This is a genomic window from Pseudomonas jilinensis (assembly GCF_003586265.1).
Taxonomy (GTDB): Bacteria; Pseudomonadota; Gammaproteobacteria; order Pseudomonadales; family Pseudomonadaceae; genus Halopseudomonas; species Halopseudomonas phragmitis.
Window position 1 is genome coordinate 43,565 of record NZ_QJSA01000018.1, and the last position, 22,812, is coordinate 66,376.

General features: G+C 61.7%; 22 protein-coding genes. 15 read left to right on the plus strand and 7 right to left on the minus strand.

All coding sequences use genetic code 11. From position 1 onward, the window contains the following. Window positions 1–38 precede the first annotated feature (38 nt). Window positions 39–527: a hypothetical protein gene (locus C2846_RS17025; protein ID WP_119702036.1), complete on the plus strand. Its 489-nt coding sequence runs from the start codon at window positions 39–41 to the stop codon at window positions 525–527. A gap of 59 nt (window positions 528–586) precedes the next feature. Further along, the gene (locus C2846_RS17030) at window positions 587–880 is read left to right on the plus strand and encodes a PA4642 family protein (protein ID WP_080048375.1); all 294 of its coding nucleotides are present in this window, start codon (window positions 587–589) and stop codon (window positions 878–880) included. Window positions 881–883: 3 nt separating this feature from the next. Here the strand turns inward: C2846_RS17030 and C2846_RS17035 are convergent, their stop codons facing one another. Next, on the minus strand, window positions 884–1,114 hold the full coding sequence (locus tag C2846_RS17035; protein WP_080048374.1) for a hypothetical protein: 231 nt from the start codon (window positions 1,112–1,114) through the stop codon (window positions 884–886). Between the two features lie 164 nt (window positions 1,115–1,278). On the opposite strand from C2846_RS17035, the gene C2846_RS17040 reads away from it, so the two are divergent. Next, complete coding sequence (locus C2846_RS17040) at window positions 1,279–1,863, plus strand: YajG family lipoprotein (RefSeq protein WP_080048373.1); 585 nt, start codon at window positions 1,279–1,281, stop codon at window positions 1,861–1,863. A 57-nt stretch (window positions 1,864–1,920) separates the two neighbouring features. On the opposite strand, the gene C2846_RS17045 is transcribed toward C2846_RS17040, so the two are convergent. The 5 genes from C2846_RS17045 to gatC all read right to left on the minus strand — a co-directional run bounded on the left by C2846_RS17045 (window position 1,921) and on the right by gatC (window position 7,787). Further along, window positions 1,921–3,990 carry a BCCT family transporter gene (locus C2846_RS17045; RefSeq protein ID WP_080048372.1) on the minus strand — a complete coding sequence of 690 codons (2,070 nt, stop codon included), beginning with the start codon at window positions 3,988–3,990 and terminating at the stop codon, window positions 1,921–1,923. A gap of 100 nt (window positions 3,991–4,090) precedes the next feature. Further along, the gene (locus C2846_RS17050) at window positions 4,091–4,489 is read right to left on the minus strand and encodes a septal ring lytic transglycosylase RlpA family protein (protein WP_119702037.1); all 399 of its coding nucleotides are present in this window, start codon (window positions 4,487–4,489) and stop codon (window positions 4,091–4,093) included. Window positions 4,490–4,557: 68 nt separating this feature from the next. Continuing rightward, entirely contained in the window at window positions 4,558–6,006 is a 1,449-nt protein-coding gene (gene gatB, locus C2846_RS17055) for an Asp-tRNA(Asn)/Glu-tRNA(Gln) amidotransferase subunit GatB (RefSeq protein WP_119702038.1), read from the minus strand. Between the two features lie 9 nt (window positions 6,007–6,015). Continuing rightward, window positions 6,016–7,476: an Asp-tRNA(Asn)/Glu-tRNA(Gln) amidotransferase subunit GatA gene (gatA, locus tag C2846_RS17060; protein ID WP_119702039.1), complete on the minus strand. Its 1,461-nt coding sequence runs from the start codon at window positions 7,474–7,476 to the stop codon at window positions 6,016–6,018. Between the two features lie 23 nt (window positions 7,477–7,499). Then, entirely contained in the window at window positions 7,500–7,787 is a 288-nt protein-coding gene (gene gatC / locus C2846_RS17065) for an Asp-tRNA(Asn)/Glu-tRNA(Gln) amidotransferase subunit GatC (protein WP_095626767.1), read from the minus strand. 326 nt (window positions 7,788–8,113) lie between these two features. Here gatC and mreB point away from each other — a divergent pair, with 326 nt between their 5' ends. The 8 genes from mreB (at window position 8,114) to tldD (ending at window position 19,025) form a co-directional block, all read left to right on the plus strand. Continuing rightward, window positions 8,114–9,151 (plus strand): rod shape-determining protein MreB, encoded by a 1,038-nt coding sequence (gene mreB, locus C2846_RS17070; protein WP_080048367.1) that lies wholly within the window; start codon window positions 8,114–8,116, stop codon window positions 9,149–9,151. A gap of 112 nt (window positions 9,152–9,263) precedes the next feature. Further along, window positions 9,264–10,199 carry a rod shape-determining protein MreC gene (gene mreC, locus C2846_RS17075; protein ID WP_231705640.1) on the plus strand — a complete coding sequence of 312 codons (936 nt, stop codon included), beginning with the start codon at window positions 9,264–9,266 and terminating at the stop codon, window positions 10,197–10,199. Next, a complete protein-coding gene (mreD, locus tag C2846_RS17080; RefSeq protein WP_095626766.1) occupies window positions 10,189–10,662 on the plus strand; it encodes a rod shape-determining protein MreD in 474 nt (157 codons plus the stop codon). Before mreC ends, mreD begins: the two co-directional genes overlap by 11 nt. Then, window positions 10,652–11,248: a Maf family protein gene (locus C2846_RS17085; protein ID WP_080048365.1), complete on the plus strand. Its 597-nt coding sequence runs from the start codon at window positions 10,652–10,654 to the stop codon at window positions 11,246–11,248. The genes mreD and C2846_RS17085 overlap by 11 nt, the downstream gene beginning before the upstream one ends. Before the next feature lie 148 nt (window positions 11,249–11,396). Beyond that, window positions 11,397–12,854: a ribonuclease G gene (rng, locus tag C2846_RS17090; protein ID WP_080048364.1), complete on the plus strand. Its 1,458-nt coding sequence runs from the start codon at window positions 11,397–11,399 to the stop codon at window positions 12,852–12,854. Window positions 12,855–12,870: 16 nt separating this feature from the next. Continuing rightward, the gene (locus C2846_RS17095; protein WP_119702040.1) at window positions 12,871–16,728 is read left to right on the plus strand and encodes a YhdP family protein; all 3,858 of its coding nucleotides are present in this window, start codon (window positions 12,871–12,873) and stop codon (window positions 16,726–16,728) included. Window position 16,729: 1 nt separating this feature from the next. Continuing rightward, complete coding sequence (locus tag C2846_RS17100; RefSeq protein ID WP_080048362.1) at window positions 16,730–17,590, plus strand: carbon-nitrogen hydrolase family protein; 861 nt, start codon at window positions 16,730–16,732, stop codon at window positions 17,588–17,590. After that, a complete protein-coding gene (gene tldD, locus C2846_RS17105; protein WP_119702041.1) occupies window positions 17,583–19,025 on the plus strand; it encodes a metalloprotease TldD in 1,443 nt (480 codons plus the stop codon). The genes C2846_RS17100 and tldD overlap by 8 nt, the downstream gene beginning before the upstream one ends. Window positions 19,026–19,202: 177 nt before the next feature. Here tldD and C2846_RS17110 read toward each other — a convergent pair whose 3' ends face one another. Continuing rightward, entirely contained in the window at window positions 19,203–19,685 is a 483-nt protein-coding gene (locus C2846_RS17110; RefSeq protein WP_080048360.1) for an asparaginase domain-containing protein, read from the minus strand. 30 nt (window positions 19,686–19,715) lie between these two features. Between C2846_RS17110 and C2846_RS17115 the strand changes: the two genes are divergently transcribed. The 4 genes from C2846_RS17115 (at window position 19,716) to C2846_RS17130 (ending at window position 22,808) form a co-directional block, all read left to right on the plus strand. Next, window positions 19,716–20,009, plus strand: coding sequence for a GIY-YIG nuclease family protein (locus tag C2846_RS17115; protein WP_231705639.1), 294 nt, complete (start codon window positions 19,716–19,718; stop codon window positions 20,007–20,009). Window positions 20,010–20,085: 76 nt separating this feature from the next. Next, the gene (locus tag C2846_RS17120) at window positions 20,086–21,021 is read left to right on the plus strand and encodes a glutathione S-transferase family protein (protein ID WP_119702042.1); all 936 of its coding nucleotides are present in this window, start codon (window positions 20,086–20,088) and stop codon (window positions 21,019–21,021) included. 72 nt (window positions 21,022–21,093) lie between these two features. Next, window positions 21,094–22,050: an ABC transporter ATP-binding protein gene (locus C2846_RS17125; protein ID WP_119702055.1), complete on the plus strand. Its 957-nt coding sequence runs from the start codon at window positions 21,094–21,096 to the stop codon at window positions 22,048–22,050. Then, on the plus strand, window positions 22,047–22,808 hold the full coding sequence (locus C2846_RS17130) for an ABC transporter permease (RefSeq protein ID WP_095626757.1): 762 nt from the start codon (window positions 22,047–22,049) through the stop codon (window positions 22,806–22,808). Before C2846_RS17125 ends, C2846_RS17130 begins: the two co-directional genes overlap by 4 nt. Window positions 22,809–22,812: the final 4 nt, after the last annotated feature.

Below are 22,812 nucleotides of genomic sequence, written 5' to 3' on the forward strand. Positions count from 1 at the left end.
AGCGGAGTGATTCACGGCCCGGCAACGAGGAAAAGCCCGTGCGTACCATTCGCCATTACTTTGTTGGAATGCTCCTGAGTGTACTCGGCAGTGCGGTATTGGCCAATCCGGTCAGTTTGCCGCATGACGAGTTCATGCCTGAGGATGTTTACGGCGTGCGCCGGGACAAGCCCGAGCAGATGCTGTTCCAGGTTGAACACTATCGCCTGACTGTGGGTACGGAACAGCGCCCGGGAGCAACCCAGGTGGGCGCCGGGCATGGAGTCTGGCTGTTGCTGGAGGGGCGCTCACTGATTTCGGGCAGCCCGGTCCGGCGGGCCGAAATCAGCTTTGTTGATGCAGGCACCCGAACCCGCCCGACCCGGCTCGATAGTCGCAGTCAGACCCTGCATCTGAGTTATCCGCTCAGCTATATCGATACCCTGTTGCGGGTTCTGGATCAGGCCGGCCCGAGCTATGTACAAGCCCGCTTCCATGGCAACGGCACGGTCTGGGCCGATGTGCATGGCGGACCGGTCAGTCGCTAGCGGCTGTTAGGGCGGCTGGGTACAATGGCGTTTTGGCGAATCTGCGAATGAGGTGTGGCGTGCGTAAGGACAAGAAGAAGGTCATTGGCGAGGAGATGAGCGACGAGCAGGTTGCCGCGTTTCTGCAGGCTCGGCCCTATGCGGCAGACGAGTCGGTAGAACTGCATATCCTGACCCGGGCCTACCGCGGCCTGCGGGTGGATGATTTTGAGCGTTTTCTGGTGATGTTCAAGGCGGCGGGACATGATCTCAATGCCACCGACGGCCAAGGCCGGACTTTCCTTCAGCATGTCCGTGAGCACGCCCTGGGCGGTGACTATGTGACAGTACTGGAGGCGGCAGGCGCTCGCTGAGGTTCAGACTGGCTGGGCCTGCCAGGATTGCCGCTGGCGCCGGGCGCCAGGCATCGGCGCCAGGGCGTCGGGCGGTATGGTCTGGCCAAGCCAGCGAGGATCGCTGTGAGTGATTTCGACCCAGTGCCCGCTGTCGGGTGGCTCGGCCAGTTGCCACAGCGACTGGCAGCGGCCCTGGTTGTCGAGCCGGGCAAAGTGGCGCATCGGTGCGCGCCGCAACAGTAAACCGATCATCAGCCCATCTCCCCTGATCAGGTAATGCCGCCAGTATCGATGCGGGGCATTGCAAGTTGATGACGGTGAGAGCGGTGGAACCGTGTTGGCCTCGGATGAGTCAAACCGCAGGCACAAAGCAGGTTTTATGGTGTTACCTCAACTTGATGCAGGAGTGTTGATTCATGTTTGGTCGTTTGGGGATGCTGGTAGTGGCCGCGATGGCCCTGGTGCTGGTGGGCTGTGCCCATAGCCCGCAACAACTGAATGTGCAGCCGCAAGTGCAGGTGCCGCTCAACCCAGTCGCCCGGCAGCAGCCGGTCGTGGTGGTGGTGCAGGATACCCGTCCTTCAAAGGTGCTTGGTACCCGGGGTGGGATCTACCCCGACTCCAGCAACATCACCATCAATGAGCAGAGCCTGGGGCAGGTGCGTCATCAGGTTGAACAGGCTGTGCGTCAACTCGGCTTTAATGTGGTGCCCGAAGGTACGCCGAACGCCAACCGCCTGACGGTCAGCTTGGCTGACTTGCGTTATCAGTCGCCCAAGAGTAGCGCCTATGTGACCCAGGCTGATATCAGCGCGACTTTTGCCGCCGAGGCTCGCTCGAGTAATCAGCAGTACCAGGGACGTTACAGCGCTTCGGCCCAGCACCGGTTCGGTTATGCACCCAATCAGGCGACTAATACCCGATTGGTGACAGAGGTCATGAGTGACGCGCTGACCCGGGTGTTTCAGGACCCCACCATCGTCGAGATACTGCAACGCTGAGCACGGCCCGCAACACCTTGATGGCCGCCGCCTGCTGATCGAGGCGGCGGCCGGCCTTCAACTACCCGGGTCTTTGTGATCCGGCTGCAACTCGGCAGGTTGCAGCATCTCATCATGTTCGGCCATGTTCCACGGCAGGGTGCCGGGGGAAATGTGGCGAAAATGCAGGTATTTTTCGAACTGATCGAGCAGATCGCCAATCAGTTCCTGCTCATCGTAACCATGCACATCGTAGGACTGTCCGCCCCGACGCAGAAACACTTCGGCGCGGTAGTAGTGGGCGTCGCCTGCGGGACTGCGATCCTGTTCCGGGAAGGCGAAGCTGGGCCGGGCGTAGTCACGCAGACGGATATCGTAGATAAAATCCAGCTCGTCGTCGCGACTGACTTCCAGATAGACCCGGCAATGTTCCTGATCGAAGCTTACGCTGGCTGGCCAGCCCTGCTCCTGCAGACCTCGGCTGACCTGCTGCATGGCTTTCATCGCAGTGCCCGAGATGAAGCTTTCAATCTGCTCGCGGCTGGCAAAGTGCAGCATACCGGCCAGTCGTTTCTTCCAGTGGCCAGGATCGCGGCCGCTGCTGTGGCGACCGCTCTGCATGGCGTACTGCAGGCTGGCGTCACGGTGGCCTTCGATGGTCAGCGCGCGCCACATCCCAGTCGCAGCGATCAGCATGATGATGGCGAATGGCAGGGCGCTGGCGATAGTCATGGTTTGCAATGCGCTGAGCCCACCGGCCAGCAGCAGGACCGAGGCCAGCACGCCTTCTAGAATCGCCCAGAAAGCCCGTTGCCAGGCCGGAGTTTGCAGTGCGCCGCCAGAGGCTAGCGAGTCGACCACCAGTGAGCCTGAGTCCGAAGAGGTGACGAAGAAAGTGATAATCAGCACTACGGTGATGAAGGACACGATCGACGTTAGCGGCAGGCGCTCGTAGAGTTTGAACAGGGCGATTGCAGTATCGTTCTGCACCTCGCTGATCAGAGCGGTGTAGCCTTCGTTCATGATCAGGTGCAGAGCGGTGTCGCCGAAGATCGAGAACCATAAAAATGTAAACATGGTCGGTACCAGCATCACGCCGAAAACAAACTGGCGAATTGTCCGGCCGCGACTGATCTTGGCGATGAACAGGCCGACGAATGGTGCCCAGGCAATAGTCCAGCCAAAGATGAACAGGGTCCAGTTACCGATCCAGTCACTACGGGTATAGGCCTGCAGATTGAAGGTGCGCTCGACGATGTGGTTCAGGTAGCTGCCGGTGTTCTGCAGGAAGGTCTCAAGGATCATGATGCTGGGGCCAACCACGAACACGAACAACATCAAGGATACGGCCAACACCATGTTGAGAATCGATAGCCGCTTGACGCCCTTGTCCAGGCCGGCCACTACCGAAATCAATGCCAGGGCGGTGATGGCCGCGATGGCGATGATCTGTACTGTGACACTCACCGGTATGCTGTCCCACAGATAGTTCAGGCCGGCATTGATCTGGGCCACTGACAACCCCAGGGTGGTGGCAATGCCAAACAGGGTGCCGAGAATGGCAAACACGTCGACTGCATGGCCGATCGGGCCATAGATACGCTCGCCGATCAATGGATAGAGCGCTGAGCGGATCGACAGTGGCAGACCGTGGCGAAACGAGAAATAGGCCAGTACCAGCCCCACCAGACCGTAGATCGCCCAGATATGGAAGCCCCAGTGGAAGAAGGCGATCTGCATCGCCTGCTTGGCCGCGTCAACGGTTTCAGCCGCGCCGGCCGGCGGCGATGCGTAGTGCAGTACCGGTTCGGCAACTCCGAAAAACAGCAGGGCAATACCGTAACCGGCTGAGAACAACATGGCGAACCAGGCCGGGAAACTGTATTGCGGCTCGGCATGGTCGGGGCCGAGCTTGATATTGCCCCAGGATGTGCAGGCTATACCGACGATGAATACCAGAAAGATCGCCACCGCCAGCATGTAGAACCAGCCGAAGGTTTCGGTGATGAAGGCCAGCGTTGCAGAGAACGCCTTGCCAGCTTGGTCCGGGTTGCTGATGGTACCAATCACCAGCAGCAGGGCGACGATGACGGCCGGAGCGAATACCGGAACGAGAATGGTGGTCTTCCAGAGCGGTTTGTCGGTCATTGCAAAATCCTTGGCATGCCGGGCCGTTCCGCTGGGGGCGCGGCCAGTGAACGTTGCGTTCAGTATAGCGGGCAGATACTAAGGGGCAGACCGGAGGGGGTCAGAGCGTGTCTTCGTTCTCCAGTTCGACCCGGACCCGGACGCTGCCGGCGCGGACCATGCCGAGCTGTTCGGCGGCAACCCGAGAAACATCGATCACCCGGCCACCGACAAAAGGTCCACGGTCATTGATCCGCAGCACCACGCTGCGGCCGTTGTTGAGGTTTGTGACCCGCACCAGGGTGCCGAACGGCAGGCTCGGGTGGGCGGCGGTCATGCTGCCCTGGTCGTAGGGTTCGCCGCTGGCGGTGCGGCGGCCGTGCAGGCGGGAAGAGTAGAACGAGGCCTTGCCGACTTCGCTCCAGTCGGCCTCAATGCTGTTGCCATGGCTGGCCACAGCTGGCGCACTGGTGCAGGCCAGCAGGGTTAACAGCACACCAAGCAGCGCAGTCCGGCGCATGACAGCCTCCTACCTTAAATGAGCCAGTGCCGTGGCGTGATCTGTGACCACGCCCGGACGCCTACGGTTCAGCCTTCGAGCTTTTTCTTCAGCAACTCGTTGACCTGTTGCGGGTTGGCCTTGCCCTTGGAGGCTTTCATCGCCTGGCCAACGAAGAAGCCGAACATCTTGCCGCGCTTGGCCTCGTCGCTGGCGCGATACTGTTCGACCTGAGCAGCGTTGGCGGCCAGCACCTCGTCGAGCATGGCTTCGATGGCGCCGCTGTCGGTCACCTGCTTGAGCCCCTTGGCTTCGATGATCGCATCGGCCGAGTCGCCCTCGCCATTGGCCAGTGCCTCGAACACCATCTTGGCAATCTTGCCGGAGATAGTGTTGTCCTGGATCCGTTGAATCAGACCGCCCAGTTGTGTGGCGCTGACCGGCGACTGATCGATCTCCAGATCGGCTTTGTTGAGCAGGCTGGACAGCTCACCCATGACCCAGTTGGCCGCCAGCTTGGCGTCACCGCAGCTCTGCTGGACCTGTTCGAAGTAGTCAGCCAATTCACGTTGGGCCGACAGGACGCTGGCGTCGTAAGCCGACAGGCCGAACTGGCTTTCGAAACGCTCGCGCTTTTGCGCCGGAAGTTCCGGCAACTCGCCACGCACTGCCTCGATGAACGCCGGCTCAATCACTACCGGCAGCAGGTCCGGATCGGGGAAGTAACGGTAGTCGTTGGCTTCTTCCTTGCTGCGCATGGAGCGAGTGACGTCCTTGTTCGGGTCATATAGGCGGGTTTCCTGGACCACGGCGCCGCCGTCCTCGATCAGGTCGATCTGGCGCTGCACCTCATGGTTGATGGCCTTTTCGATAAAGCGGAACGAGTTGACGTTCTTGATCTCGCAGCGGGTGCCGAACTCGGTCTGGCCCTTGGGTCGTACCGAGACGTTGCAGTCACAACGCAGCGAGCCTTCGGCCATGTTGCCGTCGCAGATGCCCAGATAGCGCACCAGCGAGTGGATGGTCTTGGCATAGGCCACCGCTTCCTTGGCGCTGCGCATGTCCGGTTCGGAGACGATCTCCAGCAGCGGAGTGCCGGCGCGGTTCAGGTCGATGCCGGTCATGCCGTGAAAGTCTTCGTGCAGGCTCTTGCCAGCGTCTTCTTCCAGGTGTGCCCGGGTAATCCCGACGCGCTTGACCGTGCCATCCTCCAGGGTGATATCTAGGTGGCCCTTGCCGACGATCGGCAGTTCCATCTGGCTGATCTGGTAGCCTTTGGGCAGGTCAGGGTAGAAGTAGTTCTTGCGCGCGAACACGTTGGTCATGCCGATCTCGGCATCCACCGCCAGGCCGAACTTGATTGCGTTCTTCACCGCCTGGGCATTGAGCACCGGCAGGCTGCCGGGCATGCCCAGGTCAACCAGGCTGGCCTGGGTGTTAGGCTCGGCACCGAAGGTGGTGGCGCTGCCGGAGAAGATCTTCGAGGCGGTGGTCAACTGGGCGTGGATTTCCAGGCCGATGACGATTTCCCATTGCATAGTCTGTCCTCAGTCCTCTCGATAACCTGCGGGTGCGCGGGTATGCCAGTCGGTGTGCTGCTGGTACTGGTGGGCAATGTTCAGCAGGCGCGCCTCGCTGAAGTAGGGCCCGAGCAACTGCATGCCAATCGGCAGACCATTGGCGAACCCGGCCGGCAGGGCGATGCCCGGCACGCCGGCGAGGTTGGCGGTGATGGTGTAGATATCGGTCAGGTACAGGCTGACCGGGTCGTCGATTTTCTCGCCGATGCGGAAGGCCGGGGTTGGTGAGGTTGGGCAGAGAATCGCGTCGACCTGCTCGTAGGCGGCCATGAAGTCGTTCTTGATCAGCCGGCGGATCTTCTGGGCCTTGAGGTAGTAGGCGTCGTAGTAGCCGGCCGACAGCGCATAGGTGCCGACCAGAATCCGCCGCTTGACCTCGGCGCCGAAGCCTTCGCCGCGCGAGCGGGTGTAGAGGTCGGTCAGATCTGCCGGGTTGTCGCAGCGATAGCCGAAACGCACGCCGTCAAAACGTGACAGGTTGGACGAGGCCTCGGCCGGGGCGATTACGTAGTAGGCCGGGATCGCCAGCTCGGCATTGGGCAGGCTGATTTCCTTGATCTCGGCACCCAGGGCCTGGAACTGCTGGACGGCGGTTTCGATAGCGGCGGCGGTAGCGCTGTCCAGCCCGGCGCTGAAGTATTCCTTAGGCAGGCCGATGCGCAAACCCTTGAGTGAGTCGTTAAGGCTGGCCGAGTAGTCCGGCACCGGCGCATCGACACTGGTCGAGTCCTTAGGGTCGAAACCGGCCATGGCCTGCAGCAACAGGGCGCAGTCTTCGGCGTTGCGGGCCATAGGGCCGCCCTGGTCGAGGCTCGAGGCGTAGGCGATCATGCCCCAGCGCGAGACCCGACCATAGGTCGGCTTGAGTCCGGTCAGGGCGGTGAAGCCAGCCGGCTGGCGGATCGAACCGCCAGTATCGGTACCGGTGGCCGCTGCGCACAGCCGGGCGGCCACGGCAGCCGCCGAGCCGCCGGATGAGCCACCGGGGACGTGTTCGCTGTTCCAAGGGTTGCGCACCGGGCCATAGAAACTCGATTCGTTCGACGAGCCCATGGCGAATTCGTCCATGTTGGTCTTGCCCAGCATCACTGTGCCGGCGTCGATAAAACGCTGGGTCACGGTGGATTCGTAGGGGGCAATGAAGTTGTCGAGCATCTTAGAGCCGCAACTGGTGCGCACGCCTTGGGTGCAGAACAGGTCCTTGTGTGCCAGGGCAATGCCGGTCAGTGGGCCAGCGTCACCGGCGGCGATTCGCGCGTCGGCGGTACGGGCCTGTTCCAGGGCCAGTTCCGGGGTTACGGTGATGTAGCTGTTGAGCGCGCCATCGAACTGCTCGATGCGCTTGAGGTAGTGCTGGGTCAGCTCGACGCTGGAAATCGCCTTGCTGCGCAGGGCCTGGGATAGCTCGGCCAGGGTTTTCTCATGCATGGGGAAGCTCTCGTCGCGACGGATTATTCGATCACCTTGGGTACCAGATACAGCCCGGCTTCGGTCGCCGGAGCGATGGCCTGGTAGGCATCGCGCTGATTCTGCTCGGTCACGCTGTCCGGACGCAGGCGCTGGGTGGTTTCCAGAGGATGGGCCAGCGGCTCGATGCCGGTAGTGTCCACGGCCTGCATCTGGTCGATCAGACCGAGAATGCCGGACAACTTGGCAGTGGTGGCGGGGATCTCGTCCTCGCTGATGGCGATGCGGGCCAGATGGGCGATCTTTTCCACATCGGAGCGGTCAAAGGCCATGTGCTGTTCTCCATGAAGCCGGGAATGATTCCGGTCAATTGGCGCGGATGTTACCGATATCGGCCGTAATGGCGCGGGGAAACCGGACAAAGGGGCGAATTTACCACATCCGCGCCTTGCCCAAAAACCCCGCCATTGTTAGAGTTGCGACACTTCCGGAAGTACCGATCAGTTACCTGTGAGAGTGATATTGTCCGGCCAGTCATGCGGGTTGCCGCTGTCTTTGTGAGTGATCGCTGCTGGTCTGTGCTGCTTATCAGGTAGCTTATCCGTGTTTCCCTACAATTTATTATTTTTCTTTACGCGTCTCGGGATACTGTTTACCCATGTTCAAAAAAATTCGTGGCATGTTTTCCAGCGATCTGTCCATCGACCTGGGCACGGCCAACACCCTGATTTATGTCCGCGATCGCGGCATCGTTCTTGACGAGCCTTCAGTGGTCGCGATTCGTAGCCACGGCAACCAGAAAAGCGTGGTTGCTGTCGGCACCGAGGCCAAGCGCATGCTCGGCCGTACCCCGGGCAACATCCAGGCCATTCGGCCCATGAAGGACGGCGTGATCGCCGACTTCAGCGTCTGCGAAAAGATGCTCCAGTACTTCATCAACAAGGTTCACGAAAACAGCTTCATTCAGCCCAGCCCGCGAGTACTGATCTGTGTGCCGTGCAAGTCGACCCAGGTCGAGCGCCGGGCGATTCGTGAATCGGCGCTGGGCGCCGGGGCCCGCGAGGTGTTCCTGATCGAGGAGCCGATGGCTGCGGCGATCGGTGCCGGTCTGCCGGTAGAAGAGGCGCGCGGCTCGATGGTAGTCGATATCGGTGGTGGTACCACCGAGATTGCCCTGATCTCGCTCAACGGCGTGGTCTACGCCGAATCGGTACGGGTCGGTGGTGATCGCTTCGATGAGGCGATCGTGACCTATGTGCGGCGTAACTATGGCAGCCTGATTGGTGAATCCACTGCCGAGCGGATCAAGCAGGAAATCGGTGTGGCCTACCCCGGCGGCGATGTGCTGGAGGTTGATGTCCGTGGTCGCAACCTGGCTGAAGGTGTGCCGCGCAGCTTCACCCTGAACTCCAACGAGGTGCTGGAAGCGCTGCAGGAGTCGCTGGCCTCCATTGTCCAGGCAGTCAAGAGCGCACTGGAGCAGTCGCCGCCGGAACTGGCCTCGGATATCGCCGAGCGTGGGCTGATCCTGACTGGTGGCGGGGCGCTGCTGCGTGATCTGGACAAGCTGCTGGCGCAGGAAACCGGCCTGCCGGTAATCGTCGCCGAAGATCCGCTGACCTGCGTTGCCCGCGGCGGTGGCAAGGCACTGGAAATGATGGATCAGCACAGCATGGACCTGCTCTCCACCGAGTGATTCGCTGTGATCCGGCAGGCTCGCCTGGTGGCAGTCTGCCGGACTTGTGGTTGTCAACCCGTGGCGCAATGGGAGACCCGCCATTAAACCGCTATTCATCAAGGGACCGTCACTGGGCGTACGGCTGTTCGCACTGACGGTGCTGTCCGTTGTGTTGATGGTTATCGACGCTCGGTTCGCGGCGCTGCAACCGCTGCGCGCTCAGCTTGGCCTGCTGCTGACGCCGTTGTATTACGTGGCTGAAGTCCCGGCCCGGACCTGGGATACCTTTCACCAACTGACTTCCAGCCGGGCCGAGCTGATTGCCGAGAATGAACGGCTGCGCGCCGAGTCGCTGCTGATTCAGCGTCAACTGCAGAAGCTGGCCTCGCTGACCGAGCAGAACGTGCGTCTGCGTGAACTGCTCAATTCCTCCTCGCTGGTAGATGAGCGGGTGCTGGTGGCTGAACTGATCGGTGTCGACCCCAATCCCTTTACCCAGCGCCTGATGATCAACAAGGGTGAGCGCGATGGCGTGTTCCTTGGCCAGCCAGTGCTGGACGCCAGCGGCCTGATGGGCCAGGTGGTCGAGGTCATGCCGCATACCGCCCGGGTTCTGCTGATTACCGACGCCGCCCACAGTCTGCCGGTGCAGGTCAACCGCAACGGCTTGCGTGCCATCGCCGCCGGGACCGGCAACAACGAATATCTGGAATTGCGCTATGTCGGCGATACCGCCGATATTCGGGTCGACGACATTCTGGTCAGCTCCGGTCTGGGGCAGCGTTTCCCGGCCGGTTACCCGGTTGGCCGGGTGGTCGCTGTGGATCGCGATCCTGGGCATCCGTTTGCCGAGGTCAAGGTGGCGCCCACTGCGCAGCTCAATCGCAGTCGTTACATGTTGCTGGTATTCAGCCCGGAAAGTGCCTATGGCGAAGTGCTGCCTGCGCTGGAGTTGGCGAGTGAGCAAGAAAAGAATGGCGCACAGGATGAGGGCGAGCAGGTTGCCGAGCCGGTAGCAGTTGACGCGGCCGACCAGGCTTCAGAGGAGAATGGCGATGCGCAATAGTCTGTTGATCGCCTTGAGCATTCTCGCCGCTCTGCTATTGAGCATCATGCCGATGCCCTCGCCGTTGGATCTGGGGCGGCCGATGTGGCTGGCGATGGTGCTGGCCTACTGGGTGATGGCCCTGCCTCACCGGGTCGGTCTGCTGACCGCTTGGGTCAGTGGGTTGGCGACCGATGTACTGTACGGCGAGCTGTTTGGCCAGCATGCACTGGTCATGACCCTGGTGGCCTGGCTGGTGCTGTTGCTGCATCAGCGTATCCGGCGTTTCCCGTTGTGGCAGCAGAGTCTGGTGATGCTGCCGGTTCTGGGCATCGCCCAGATGGTTCTGCTGTGGCTCAACAGCCTGAGCGGCAACCGGCCGCCGACCCTGCTGTTCCTGATGCCGGCGCTGGTCAGCGTATTCCTCTGGCCCTGGGTGTCGTCGGTCCTGTCGGTGCTGCGTAAACGCTTCCATGTCTACTGAACCCCTGTACCTGGCCTCTGCTTCTGTGCGCCGGCGTGAACTGCTGGCCCAGATCGGTGTGCCTTGCCAGCGGCTGGTATGTTCAGTGGATGAGCAGCAACTGGCAGGCGAGTCGGCTGAGGTCTATGTGTTACGGGTGACGGCCGACAAGGTTCAAGCCGGGCTGGCACAGGTTGCCGATGGCGCGGTGGTGCTGGCGGCGGATACTGCCGTGGTGCTGGGCGAGCAGATTCTCGGCAAGCCGGTCGATCGCCAGCAGGGGCTGGAGATGTTGCGGGCGCTATCCGGGCGTGAGCACCGGGTGCTCACGGCGGTCGCCGTGGCCCAGCACGGGCGCTGCCTGAGCCAGTTGGTGGAAACCCGGGTCTGGTTCCGGGGTCTGAGCGAGGCCGAGATCGAGGCCTACTGGGCCAGCGGCGAGCCGCGCGACAAGGCCGGGGGCTATGGCATTCAGGGACTGGGGGCGGTCTTTGTCGAGCGGATCGACGGCAGCTACAGCGCTGTGGTCGGATTGCCCTTGATGGAAACTGCACAATTACTGGCCCAGTTCGGGGTTGCCTGTTGGCAGCAACGCGGCTTGCGATGAAACGTCAACAGACCCTAGCCCCGGCGGCCGGCTGAACTCCCAACCCGCCTTCAACGAATCGGTTGATTGGCTGACTCTATCTCAGTGATCGCTGTTGCACAGCTCGATTCACCGGTATTCTGCCAGTATGAATTGAGCGGGAGAGCCTATGAGCGAAGAAATTCTGATCAACGTCACCCCGATGGAAACCCGGGTGGCCCTGGTCGAAAACGGGGTGTTGCAAGAGGTCCATGTCGAGCGAACCCTGCGTCGTGGTATCGTCGGCAATATCTACAAAGGCAAGGTCGTGCGGGTTCTGCCCGGCATGCAGGCCGCGTTTGTCGATATCGGCCTGGAACGCGCAGCCTTTATCCATGCCTCGGAAATCTCCGAGCGCGAAGGGCCGGCGGTCGAGCCGATCAGTTCGCTGGTACATGAGGGCCAGTCGCTGGTGGTGCAGGTGACCAAGGACCCGATCGGTACCAAGGGCGCACGGCTGACCACCCACTTGTCGGTACCTTCGCGTTATCTGGTGTATATGCCCAAGACCCCGCATGTGGGGATTTCGCTGAAAATCGAAGATGAAGCCGAGCGTGAGCGGCTCAAGCAGATCGTTGCCCACTGTGTCGAAGATGAAGGCGTGGAAGAGGCCGGTGGTTTCATTCTGCGTACCGCTGCCGAGGCTGCGCGGGAGGAAGATATCCTGGTCGATATCCGCTATGTGCGCCGGCTTTGGCAGCAGATCTCCCAGCAGATGAGCCAGGCCCCGGCACCTTCGGTGCTGTACGAGGATCTGGCCCTGGCATTGCGCACCCTCCGCGATCTGGTCAATCCGCGGATCGAGAAGATCCGGATCGACTCGCGGGAAACCTTCCAGAAGATCGAGCAGTTCGTTCAGGAGCTGATGCCGGGCATCGAGGAAAAGCTCGAGCACTATCCTGGCGAGCGACCGATCTTTGACCTGTATGGGGTCGAGGATGAGATCCAGAAGGCCATGGAGCGGCGGGTCATGCTCAAGTCCGGCGGCCATCTGGTGATCGATCAGACCGAGGCGATGACCACCATCGACGTCAATACCGGGGCCTTTGTCGGACACCGGACCCTTGAGGAAACCATCTTCAAGACCAACCTTGAGGCGGCCACGGCGATTGCCCGGCAACTGCGCCTGCGCAATCTGGGCGGGATCATCATCATCGACTTCATCGACATGGAAGACGAGGATCATCAGCGCCAGGTACTGCGGACCCTGGAAAAGCAGCTCGAACGCGATCACGCCAAAACCAACATCATTGGCATCACCGAGCTGGGCTTGGTGCAGATGACCCGCAAACGTACCCGCGAAAGTTTGGAACAGGTGCTCTGTGAGCCTTGTCCAAGTTGTCAGGGGCGGGGGATTCAGAAAACCCCGGAAACCGTGTGTTACGAAATCTTCCGCGAAATCCTGCGCGAAGCCAGGGCCTACCAGGCCGATGCCTACATGGTACTGGCTTCGCAATCGGTCATTGATCGTTTGCTTGATGAAGAATCGGGCAATGTCGCCGATCTTGAGCTGTTTATCGAGCGGCCGATCAAGTTTCAGGTGGAAACCATGTATACCCAGGAACAGTACGACGTGGTGTTGATGTGATGAACGGGTGAACCCGATGCTCTGGCAAACCTGGCTGCGACGCCTATTGGATGGGCTGATCCTGCTTTTGGTGGGCTGGTTGCTGCTGGCCGCGATTTACGTCAGCCTGGGTCGCCAGTTCATGCCGGTGGTGGCTGACTACCAGGCTGAGCTGGTGGTCAAGGCCGAGCAACTGAGCGGCCGGGCCATCCACCTTGAGCGCCTGCAGGGCGAGATGCAGGGCGGGCAGCCGGTGTTCAAGCTGCGTGGCTTGCAGGTGCATGCCGACCTTGATCCTGACAGCCCGATACTATTTGCCCTGGACAACGTAACCGCCCGGCTTGATCTGTTTGCCAGCCTCTGGCAACGCCGGCCGGTGATGGATGCGTTGCAGATTCAGGGGCTGGAGCTGGAACTGAGCGAAAACGCCGACGGCCACTGGCAGGTGCATGGCCTTGGCGGCCAAAGCGCCCAACTGGCCGGGTTGGATGAGGCCCTGCGCTTGCTCTCCAGCCAACGGCGGATCACCCTGCTTGAAACCCGAATTCGCATCAGCCCCTGGCAGCAACCCGACTGGGTGTTCAGCGAAGGCGACCTGACCCTGCTCAATGGCCCCAACTGGCATCGACTCGATGGTCAGGTCAACCTGCCTGATGGTGAGCGGCTGCGTTGGCAGGCCAGCGCCCTGATGCCTGGGCTGGACTGGCAGCGCTTGTCACTGGGGTTTTTCCTGGAGTTGCCGGCGACCAACTGGGGCCGCTGGTTGCCTCCTGCCTGGATGGAGCGCATGCAGATCCAGACGCTGGTGGCCGGTGGGCAGCTTTGGGGTAGCTGGCAGCATCAGCGCCTGGATCATCTGCAGGGGCTGCTGATCACCCCGCAGCTGGAACTGAATGGGGTGCGCCAGGTGCCGGTGCTGAATGATCTGGTTGCCCGTTTCGAGTGGCGCGAGCAGGCCGGGCAGCAATCGCTGCGAGTTGATGAGCTGAGCATGCGCCTGGATGAAGAGATCTGGCCGGCAACCCGGATTCAGTTGCAGCGTGAGCTGGAGTCCGGGGCCTGGTTGGCCCGGGTCGACCAGCTACCGCTGGAGCATCTGGGCCACTGGTTGCCGGGCTTGATCGAGCACGAACTGACCGCCGAAGTCATCAGCACCCTGGCACCCCGTGGGACCCTGCGCGATGTGCAATTGAACGGAACGAGCGACTGGCGTGACTGGCGCAACCTGCGACTGCAGGCCCGGCTTGATCGGGTCGGGGTCTCAGCCTGGGAAGCGGTGCCGGCCTTTGAAGGGGTGAGTGGCAGCCTGAGTGGTAGCCCCGCTGAGGGCGAGTTGCGAGTAGCCAGTGATAACTGGGCAATCCATCTGCCACGACTGTTTCCCCAAGCCTGGCACTATACGCGGGCTGAGGGAGCGCTGCAGTGGCGCTGGTCGGATGAGCTGGGGCTGAGCCTGATAGCCCCGGGTCTGCGTGCAACAGGTGAGGAAGGTCCATTGACTGCCCGGATGGAGTTGCTGTTGCCGCCGCCCGGAGGGGTTCCGACCATGGATCTGCGTGTTGCCCTACGCGATAGCCAGGCTCGTTTCCATGAGCGTTACTTGCCAACCTTGGCCCCTGCGTTCGAACCGGCGTTGGCCGATTGGCTCAAGGACTCGCAGCTCAGCGGCCGGGTACCCCAGGCTATCTTTGCCTATCGGGGTTCGCTGCTCAAGGACGCCGAGCCGGACGAGCGTCAGATTGACCTGTATGCCCGGCTGGAGGGTGGCAGCCTGCAGTTCCAGCCCGGCTGGCCAGGGTTGAGCGAGGTATCTGCAACCCTGTATCTGGACAATGAGTTGCTGGATATCGGGCCGGGGCAGGCCCGGCTGCTGGATACTGAGCTCAGTGGCATTCAGGTCTCGACCCGGCGTGAGAGTCCCGAGGCGGCATTGCGCCTGCTGGTGGCTGGCGACTTTAAGGGACCGTTGAGTGATGCCCTGACGCTGATGCAGGACAGCCCGCTGGCTGAGCTGAGCGGTGACCCGCTGGCCGGTTGGCAAGGTCAGGGTCAGGTCGATGGACAGCTGGCCCTGGCCATTCCGCTGCGTCAGGGCCAGCCGCTGGGTGTTGACGTGGGCTGGCAGGCTGAGGTCGAGCAGTTACAGATTCCGCAGTTGCAGGAGCCGATTCATGAACTGCGCGGCCGGTTCGCCTACAACGATGGGCAGGGGCTCGCGGCTTCAGGTCTGACGCTGCGTTTTCTCGGTGAGCCGGTTGCCGCCGAGATTGATCGGATTGATGCGCAGCAACGCATCCGTCTGAGTGGCAAGCACTCGCTGGAGCGGTTGCAGGGCTGGACACTGCTGGGGGTGGAGGCACTGCCCAAGGGGCTGGCCAGCGGGGCTCTTGACTGGCAGGCCGACGTGCGTCTGGCCGAAGGCCGTCAGCGGGTTGAAGTCAGTAGTGCATTGGAAGGCGTCAGTCTGGTGCTACCGGAACCTCTGGCCAAGTCGAGTGCCGAGCGCTTGCCGAGCCGGCTGCTGCTGGAACTGACGCCAGGGCTGCAACGTTGGCAATTCAATCTGGGACCCGAACTGCGCGGTCTGATTCATATCGATGAGCGTCAGTTTGCCGGTGATCTGCGCTACCGCAGTGGTAGCCCAGTGACCCCGATCTGGCCCGGGCTGGCGGTGCAGGCCCGGTTCCGTGACTTTGACTGGAGCCACTGGCAGCAGTGGCTCGATGGCAGCGCGTTGAAGCCGGCCGATACCCCACTGGCGCAGGCCCCGGCTGGACAGATGGGCGACCTGGTGCAGCGGCTCAATGTCCAGACCGATCGCTTTCAGGGCTTTGGGCTGGATCTGGACAATGTTCAGGTCAGTGGCGCGCGTACCAGCAATGGTTGGCTGCTGGATATCGAGCAGAGTAGCTTGCGTGGGCAAATCGGCTGGCCCGACGCCAACGATGCGCCGGTGGTGGTTGAGCTTCAGCGTCTGACACTACCGCGTCACGAGCCAGGCCCGGATCACACCGCGCTGGTCGAGCCGGTGGTGCCGGAAGACCCGCTGGCTGCTTTTGATCCGACCAGCCTGCCCAGCCTGGATGTACGTATCCATGCCCTGCACTGGGGTGATGAACTGGTGGGTGGTGTGCGTTTCTCCGCGCGCCCCAGCAGCACTGGTAGCCATTTCAGCGGGGTTGACGTCGATCTGCGTGGCCTGCGCCTGCAGGGTGATCTGGACTGGCTGAACTCGGGTAGCCGCTTTAGCGGCGAACTCAACGCCACGGATCTGGGCGCGGTATTGCAAGCCTGGCATTACGCCCCGACCCTGACCAGCGAACGCTTTCAGGCCCGGACCGAGTTGAGCTGGCCAGGCTCGCCGGCTTTTTTCGCGCTGGCTCGCAGTAGTGGTACGGTCAGTCTTGATGCAAGCAATGGCGCGCTGCAAAGTGGCGAAGGCTCGGCCGACGCGCTGCGGGTATTCGGTCTGTTGAACTTCAACGCCTTGACCCGCCGCCTGCGCCTGGATTTTTCCGACCTGTTTGGCAAAGGCACAGCCTATGACAGCTTCAAGGGCGAGCTGGGGCTGGATGCAGGGGTGATGCACACCCGCACGCCGCTGGTCATGGACGGGCCGAGCGCCAAGTTGCAGCTAGAGGGTCAGCTTGACCTGCCCAATGACCAGATTGATATGGGCCTGTTGGTGACTTTGCCGGTTACCAACAATCTGCCCCTGGCGGCGATTCTGGCCGGCGCTCCGCACATTGGTGGCGTACTGTTTTTGGCCGACCGCATTCTGGGCGACCGGGTGGCGCGTTTTGCCTCGGTCAAGTACCGGATCAGCGGTGACTGGCAACAACCCAACGTAGAGTTTGATAGGGCCTTCGACAGCAAGGCCGCTCTGGAGAATTGATATGGCTCAGGTAGCAGCCCTGCAGATGCTCAGCGGCCCGGAGGTCAAGGCCAACCTCAATCAGGCGGCGGTGCTGATTGGTGAAGCGGCGGCGGCCGGAGCCGAGTTGATTTTGCTGCCCGAATGCTTCGCGGCCTTCGGCAATCGGTCACTGGCCGAGATTGCCAAGGCTGAGTTTGGCGGTAGTGGTCCGATCCGTAACTTTCTTGCGCGTCAGGCGCGCGAGCACGGCGTCTGGCTGGTGGGCGGCAGTATCCCGTTGCCGGCCAGCGACGACGGCAAGGCCCTGGCCAGTTGCCTGGTCTATGACGATCAGGGGCGGGAAGTCGCCCGCTACGACAAATTGCATCTGTTCGATGTCGAAGTGCCGGACAATACCCGCAGCTATCGCGAGTCGCGCGATTATGAGCATGGTCAGCAACTGGTCTGCCTGGACACACCGGTCGGGCGCCTGGGCCTGAGCATCTGTTACGATGTGCGCTTTCCCGACCTGTATCAGGCCCTGCGCCGGGCCGGGGCCGAGCTGATCGTGGTGCCGTCGGCCTTTACCGCAGTCACCGGGCTGGCCCACTGGGAGGTCCTGCTTCGGGCTCGGGCCATCGAAACCCAGTGTTACATACTGGCGGCCAACCAGGGTGGGCGCCACACCGGTGGTCGTGAGACCTTTGGACATAGTTGCCTGATTGATCCCTGGGGCGTGATCCAGGCCTGCCTGCCCGAAGGCATGGGTGTGGTTGCCGGCGCCATTGATCGCCAGCATCTGGAAGATATCCGTGCGCGCATGCCGGTTGCCGAGCATCGCCGTTTTGCCGTGACTGACCGTATCGAGCCGGTCGCCAAGGAGCCGAAATCTCATGAATGAACTGATCCAACAGGCCGAACAGCGTCTGCTGGCTCCCGCCGAGCTTAGCGCTGACGGGGTTGCCGAAGTACTGGGGCAACTGCTCAGGGGCCCGGGTGTGGATGCTGCCGATCTGTATTTTCAGCACCAGATCAGCGAGTCCTGGGTGCTGGAAGACGGGATCGTCAAGGACGGCAGTTTCAATGTCGATCAGGGGGTTGGCGTGCGTGCCCTGTCCGGTGAAAAAACCGGGTTTGCCTACAGCAATGACATTCGTCTGCCGGCCCTGAGCCAGGCCGCCGGTGCAGCCCGATCGATTGCCCGGGCCGGCCAGAGCGGCCGGGTCCAGGCCTGGCAGCGGCCGGCGGGGCAGCCACTGTATCTGCCGGACAACCCGCTGGAGGCCATGTCCCAGCCTGACAAGGTGGCTTTCCTGCAGCGCCTGGATGCCTATACCCGCAGCCTGGATGCGCGCATCACCCAGGTCAGCATCAGCCTGGGCGGCGTCCACGACACCGTGCTGATCGCCGCCAGTGACGGCACCTGGGCCGGTGATATCCGGCCGCTGGTGCGGCTCAATGTCAGCGTCATCATCGAACACAACGGTCGCCGCGAGCGCGGCAGCTTTGGCGGCGGCGGGCGTACCGACTACCGCTTCTTCGAGGCTGAGGAACGGGCCATGGCTTATGCCCGCGAGGCGGTACGCCAGGCTTCGGTCAACCTTGAGGCAGTGGCCGCCCCGGCCGGTAGCCTGCCGGTCGTGATGGGCCCGGGCTGGTCCGGAGTGTTGCTGCACGAGGCGGTTGGGCACGGTCTGGAAGGCGATTTCAACCGCAAGGGCAGTTCGGCCTATAGCGGCCGGGTGGGCGAGAAGGTGGCTTCCAGCCTGTGTACCATTGTTGATGATGGCACCCTGCCGGGCCGGCGTGGCTCGCTGAGTCTGGATGACGAGGGCCAGCCGACCCACTGCACCACCCTGATCGAGAACGGCATTCTCAAAGGCTATATGCAGGACAAGCTGAATGCCCGGCTGATGGGAGTAGCGCCGACCGGTAACGGGCGCCGTGAGTCCTATGCGCATCTGACCATGCCGCGCATGACCAATACCTACATGCTGGCTGGCGAAAGCGAGCCAGAGGAAATCATCCGTTCGGTGAAAAAAGGTTTGTACTGCGCCAATCTCGGTGGAGGCCAGGTCGATATCACCAGCGGCAAGTTCGTATTTTCCACCAGTGAAGCCTACCTGATCGAAGACGGGCGGATCACAGCGCCAGTCAAGGGTGCGACCCTGATCGGCAATGGCCCAGAGGTGATGACCCGCGTGTCTATGGTGGGTAACGACCTGCAACTCGACAGTGGTGTTGGCACCTGTGGCAAGGATGGTCAATCGGTGCCGGTTGGGGTTGGCCAGCCGACGCTGAAAATCGACCAGATTACTGTGGGTGGTACGGGCTGAGTGCAATAGCAGCACAGCACTTGGATCGCTACGCCGCCAGCGGCTCGCGATGACGGTGGAGCCGGGGTAGGTCTGCGCGGTGCGGTGGCCGGTGTGTTGCGAGGGCTGCGCCCGTGGCAGCCCATCCTGGCGTTGTCGAGGGCGCGGAAAACCCCGACCCTTAGGGCAGAGAAAGCCTCAGTGCGCCTCGAACCGCCCTGCCATCCGGTTCTTGCGTACCCCGTCGGCGGGGAACACCCGTCCGCTCATGGCGATCCAGACGCCGGGCTGGCAAATGTTGAGGGCGCCGACCGCCAGCCCGAGGTTGAACAGGGCGTCGCTGTCGCGAAAGCGGGCCGGCTGCATGGCGCCAGTCAGGACGATGACCTTGTGTTCGATATCGGCCAGCGCGGCGGCGGTGACGGTCATGGTATCGGTGCCGTGGATGATCAGGATGTGTTCATGCGGGCAGTTGGCGACCCGCTCATGGATCAGGGTGCGGTCGTCATCGTCCAGATCCAGGCTGTCCTTTTTCAGCAGCGACTCCACGCTATAGTTGAAGCCGACCCGGCCCTGCTCAAGCAGCTCAGCGGCCATGGGTTCGCCAATTTTGTATTCACTCAGGGCGTCGAAGTAGACTTTGTCGAAGGTGCCCCCGGTGGTGAATATCTGTACGAACATGAGCTTGTCTCCACAATGAATGAACCGAGTATGCCTGTTGCGCCGCCACAAAGCAGCCATGAGGAACCGTCGACGTGCTGGTGGGTATATATTGTACGGGCTGAGAACGGTCATCTTTACACTGGGATCAGCACCGACCCGCAGCGACGTTTTCGCCAGCATCAGCAGGGCAAGGGCGCACGTTTTTTCAATCGCAGCCCGGCCCAGGCGCTGGTCTGGCGTGAGCTGTGTGGCGACCATGGCACGGCACTGCGCCGCGAACTGGCCATCAAGGCCTTGAACAAAAAAGCCAAGGAACGACTGATCAGTCAGTTCGATGGCTGATGATCAGTCACCACGAGCAACTGGGCATCAGCCGGCGGCACCGCTAAGCTGCATGGACCTTGAATGGAGAATCCCCATGACCGATCTGATCCTGCATCATTACCCGCAATCGCCGTTCGCCGAGAAAGCCCGCCTGTTACTGGGCTTCAAGGGCCTGTCCTGGCACTCGGTACTGATTCCTCCGGTCATGCCCAAGCCGGACCTGACCGCGCTGACCGGCGGTTACCGGCGCACCCCGGTACTGCAGATTGGCGCCGATATTTATTGCGATACCGCACTGATCGCCCGCCGTCTGGAGCAGGAAAAGGCCACCCCGGCCCTGTTCCCTGAAGGGCGTGAAGCGGCGGCAGCGGCGCTGGCTCAGTTCGCCGATCAGGTGCTGTTTCAGCACGCGGTGGCGATCAATTTCCAGCCCAAGGGCCTGGCTGCACGGTTTGCCGGGATGCCGGAGGAGGTGATCAAGGGCTTCGTGGCTGATCGCCAGAAGCTCTTCAGCGGTGGCACAGCCAGTCGCCTGGATACCCAGGTGGCATTGTCTCAGTGGCCGACTCTGCTCGGGCGGCTGGAAACCCAGCTCGAACGCAATGGTGATTACCTGCTGGGTGAACTGGCCTGCATCGCCGACTTCGCCTATTACCATCCGCTGTGGTTCGTTGCCAGCAACGCGGCCGTGGCCGAGGCGCTGGATGGTTATCCGGCGGTCAGAGCCTGGATGCAGCGCATTGCCGATGTGGGGCATGGGGCCCATACCGAGCTGAGCGCCGCCGAGGCAATCGGCATCGCCCAGGCGGCAACCCCGCAAGCCGTGCCCGAGAGCACATTTGTTAGCCCGCTTGGCTTGCAGGTGGGTCAAGCGGTCAGTGTCAATGCCGTAGACTATGGTACCGATCCGGTAGCTGGCACGTTGGTCTACGAAGATGCTGAGCAGATCATCATTGCCCGCGAGGACGAGCGTGCCGGGCTACTGCATGTGCACTTCCCGCGCTTCGGCTTTGCCCTGTCTGCGGCCTGATCGGGGTTAGTAAGTTGAACGCTAGCGATGACCGGTGTGCCGGTCAATGACTGCAACAAACAGGGAGCTATTGTGAGCGCGATCATCACTGTCAGGGATCTGGCAAAAACCTACGACTCGGGGTTTCAGGCGCTCAAGGGTGTCAGTCTGGACATTCGCCGGGGTGAAATCTTTGCCTTGCTCGGCCCCAATGGAGCAGGCAAGACCACCCTGATCAGCATTGTTTGCGGGCTGGTCAATCCCACTGCTGGCCAGGTGCTGGTAGGGGATCACGACATCGTGCGGCATTATCGCAAGGCCCGCAGTCTGATCGGCCTGGTACCCCAGGAGTTGACCAACAACATGTTCGACACGGTGCTGGCTACCGTACGTCTGAGCCGTGGACTGTTCGGCAAGGCGCCGGACGAAGCACTGATCGAGCGGATTTTGCGTGAGCTGTCGCTGTGGGATAAACGCAACGAGCGGATCATGGCGTTGTCCGGTGGGATGAAGCGCCGGGTGCTGATTGCCAAGGCGCTGGTCCATGAGCCCCAGGTGCTGTTTCTCGATGAGCCGACGGCCGGGGTCGATGTCGAGCTGCGTCGCGACATGTGGGCCATGGTGCGGCGCCTGCGTGATAATGGCGTGACCATCATCCTCACCACCCATTACATCGAAGAAGCTGAGGAAATGGCCGACCGTATCGGGGTGATCAACCATGGCGAGCTACTGCTGGTCGAAGACAAGGCCACCTTGATGCGCAAGCTCGGTACCCGTCAATTGACCATTCAGTTGCAGCAGCCGATCACCGAGATCCCCGCGGCGCTGGCCTGTCATGCCCTGACCCTGGCCGATGAGGGCCACGCCCTGGTCTACACCTTCGATGCCAAGTGCGAGCAGACCGGGGTGGCTGATCTGCTGCGTCAGCTCGAGCGCGAAGGCCTCGAGTTCAAGGATCTGCATTCCTCGCAGAGTTCACTGGAAGATATCTTCGTTGGGCTGCTGCAAGGACAGGAACAGCCGCGCCTGCGAGTTGGGGAGGGCGCATGAATCTGTACGGTATCCAGGCCATCTATAAGGCTGAAATGGCGCGCATGTGGCGCACCGTGTTGCAGAGCATTGCCTCGCCGGTGATTTCCACCTCGCTGTATTTCATCGTCTTCGGCGCAGCGATCGGTACGCGCATGGCTGAGATCGACGGGGTCAGCTACGGGGCTTTCATTATTCCCGGGCTGATCATGCTGCTGTTGCTCAACGAGAGCATTTCCAATGCCTCGTTCGGCATCTACATGCCCAAGTTCACCGGCACCATCTACGAGGTGCTGTCAGCCCCTGTATCGCCGGTGGAAATCGTTGTGGGGTATGTCGGTGCGGCGGCGACCAAGTCGGTACTGCTCGGGTTGCTGGTGCTGGTTACGGCGCGGCTGTTCGTCGACTATCAGATCCAGCATCCGTTCTGGATGCTGGCCTTCCTGATTCTGACGGCGGTGACCTTCAGCCTGTTCGGTTTCATCATCGGGGTCTGGGCTGACGGGTTTGAGAAGCTGCAGATCATCCCGCTGATGATCGTCACGCCGCTGGCCTTTCTCGGCGGCAGTTTCTACTCGATCACCATGCTGCCGCCGTTCTGGCAGACCGTGACCCTGTTCAATCCGGTGGTGTACCTGATCAGCGGTTTCCGCTGGAGCTTTTATGGCGCCGCCGATGTGCACATTGGCGTCAGTGTTGGCATGACCCTGGTATTTCTGAGCGTATGTCTGACTCTGGTGTGGTGGATTTTTCGTACCGGCTACAAGCTAAAACCCTAGGGGC

What these genes read in the sequence shown, in the direction of transcription:
- mreB (WP_080048367.1), top strand. Translation starts at nt 8,114, where the DNA reads ATGTTCAAAAAAATTCGTGGCATGTTTTCCAGCGATCTGTCCATCGAC.
- C2846_RS17095 (WP_119702040.1), top strand. Translation starts at nt 12,871, where the DNA reads ATGCTCTGGCAAACCTGGCTGCGACGCCTATTGGATGGGCTGATCCTG.
- C2846_RS17110 (WP_080048360.1), bottom strand. Translation starts at nt 19,685, where the DNA reads ATGTTCGTACAGATATTCACCACCGGGGGCACCTTCGACAAAGTCTAC.
- C2846_RS17130 (WP_095626757.1), top strand. Translation starts at nt 22,047, where the DNA reads ATGAATCTGTACGGTATCCAGGCCATCTATAAGGCTGAAATGGCGCGC.
- C2846_RS17035 (WP_080048374.1), bottom strand. Translation starts at nt 1,114, where the DNA reads ATGATCGGTTTACTGTTGCGGCGCGCACCGATGCGCCACTTTGCCCGG.
- mreD (WP_095626766.1), top strand. Translation starts at nt 10,189, where the DNA reads ATGCGCAATAGTCTGTTGATCGCCTTGAGCATTCTCGCCGCTCTGCTA.
- C2846_RS17100 (WP_080048362.1), top strand. Translation starts at nt 16,730, where the DNA reads ATGGCTCAGGTAGCAGCCCTGCAGATGCTCAGCGGCCCGGAGGTCAAG.
- C2846_RS17045 (WP_080048372.1), bottom strand. Translation starts at nt 3,990, where the DNA reads ATGACCGACAAACCGCTCTGGAAGACCACCATTCTCGTTCCGGTATTC.
- C2846_RS17050 (WP_119702037.1), bottom strand. Translation starts at nt 4,489, where the DNA reads ATGCGCCGGACTGCGCTGCTTGGTGTGCTGTTAACCCTGCTGGCCTGC.
- C2846_RS17085 (WP_080048365.1), top strand. Translation starts at nt 10,652, where the DNA reads ATGTCTACTGAACCCCTGTACCTGGCCTCTGCTTCTGTGCGCCGGCGT.
- gatC (WP_095626767.1), bottom strand. Translation starts at nt 7,787, where the DNA reads ATGGCCTTTGACCGCTCCGATGTGGAAAAGATCGCCCATCTGGCCCGC.
- C2846_RS17040 (WP_080048373.1), top strand. Translation starts at nt 1,279, where the DNA reads ATGTTTGGTCGTTTGGGGATGCTGGTAGTGGCCGCGATGGCCCTGGTG.
- gatA (WP_119702039.1), bottom strand. Translation starts at nt 7,476, where the DNA reads ATGCATGAGAAAACCCTGGCCGAGCTATCCCAGGCCCTGCGCAGCAAG.
- C2846_RS17115 (WP_231705639.1), top strand. Translation starts at nt 19,716, where the DNA reads ATGCCTGTTGCGCCGCCACAAAGCAGCCATGAGGAACCGTCGACGTGC.
- gatB (WP_119702038.1), bottom strand. Translation starts at nt 6,006, where the DNA reads ATGCAATGGGAAATCGTCATCGGCCTGGAAATCCACGCCCAGTTGACC.
- C2846_RS17120 (WP_119702042.1), top strand. Translation starts at nt 20,086, where the DNA reads ATGACCGATCTGATCCTGCATCATTACCCGCAATCGCCGTTCGCCGAG.
- tldD (WP_119702041.1), top strand. Translation starts at nt 17,583, where the DNA reads ATGAATGAACTGATCCAACAGGCCGAACAGCGTCTGCTGGCTCCCGCC.
- rng (WP_080048364.1), top strand. Translation starts at nt 11,397, where the DNA reads ATGAGCGAAGAAATTCTGATCAACGTCACCCCGATGGAAACCCGGGTG.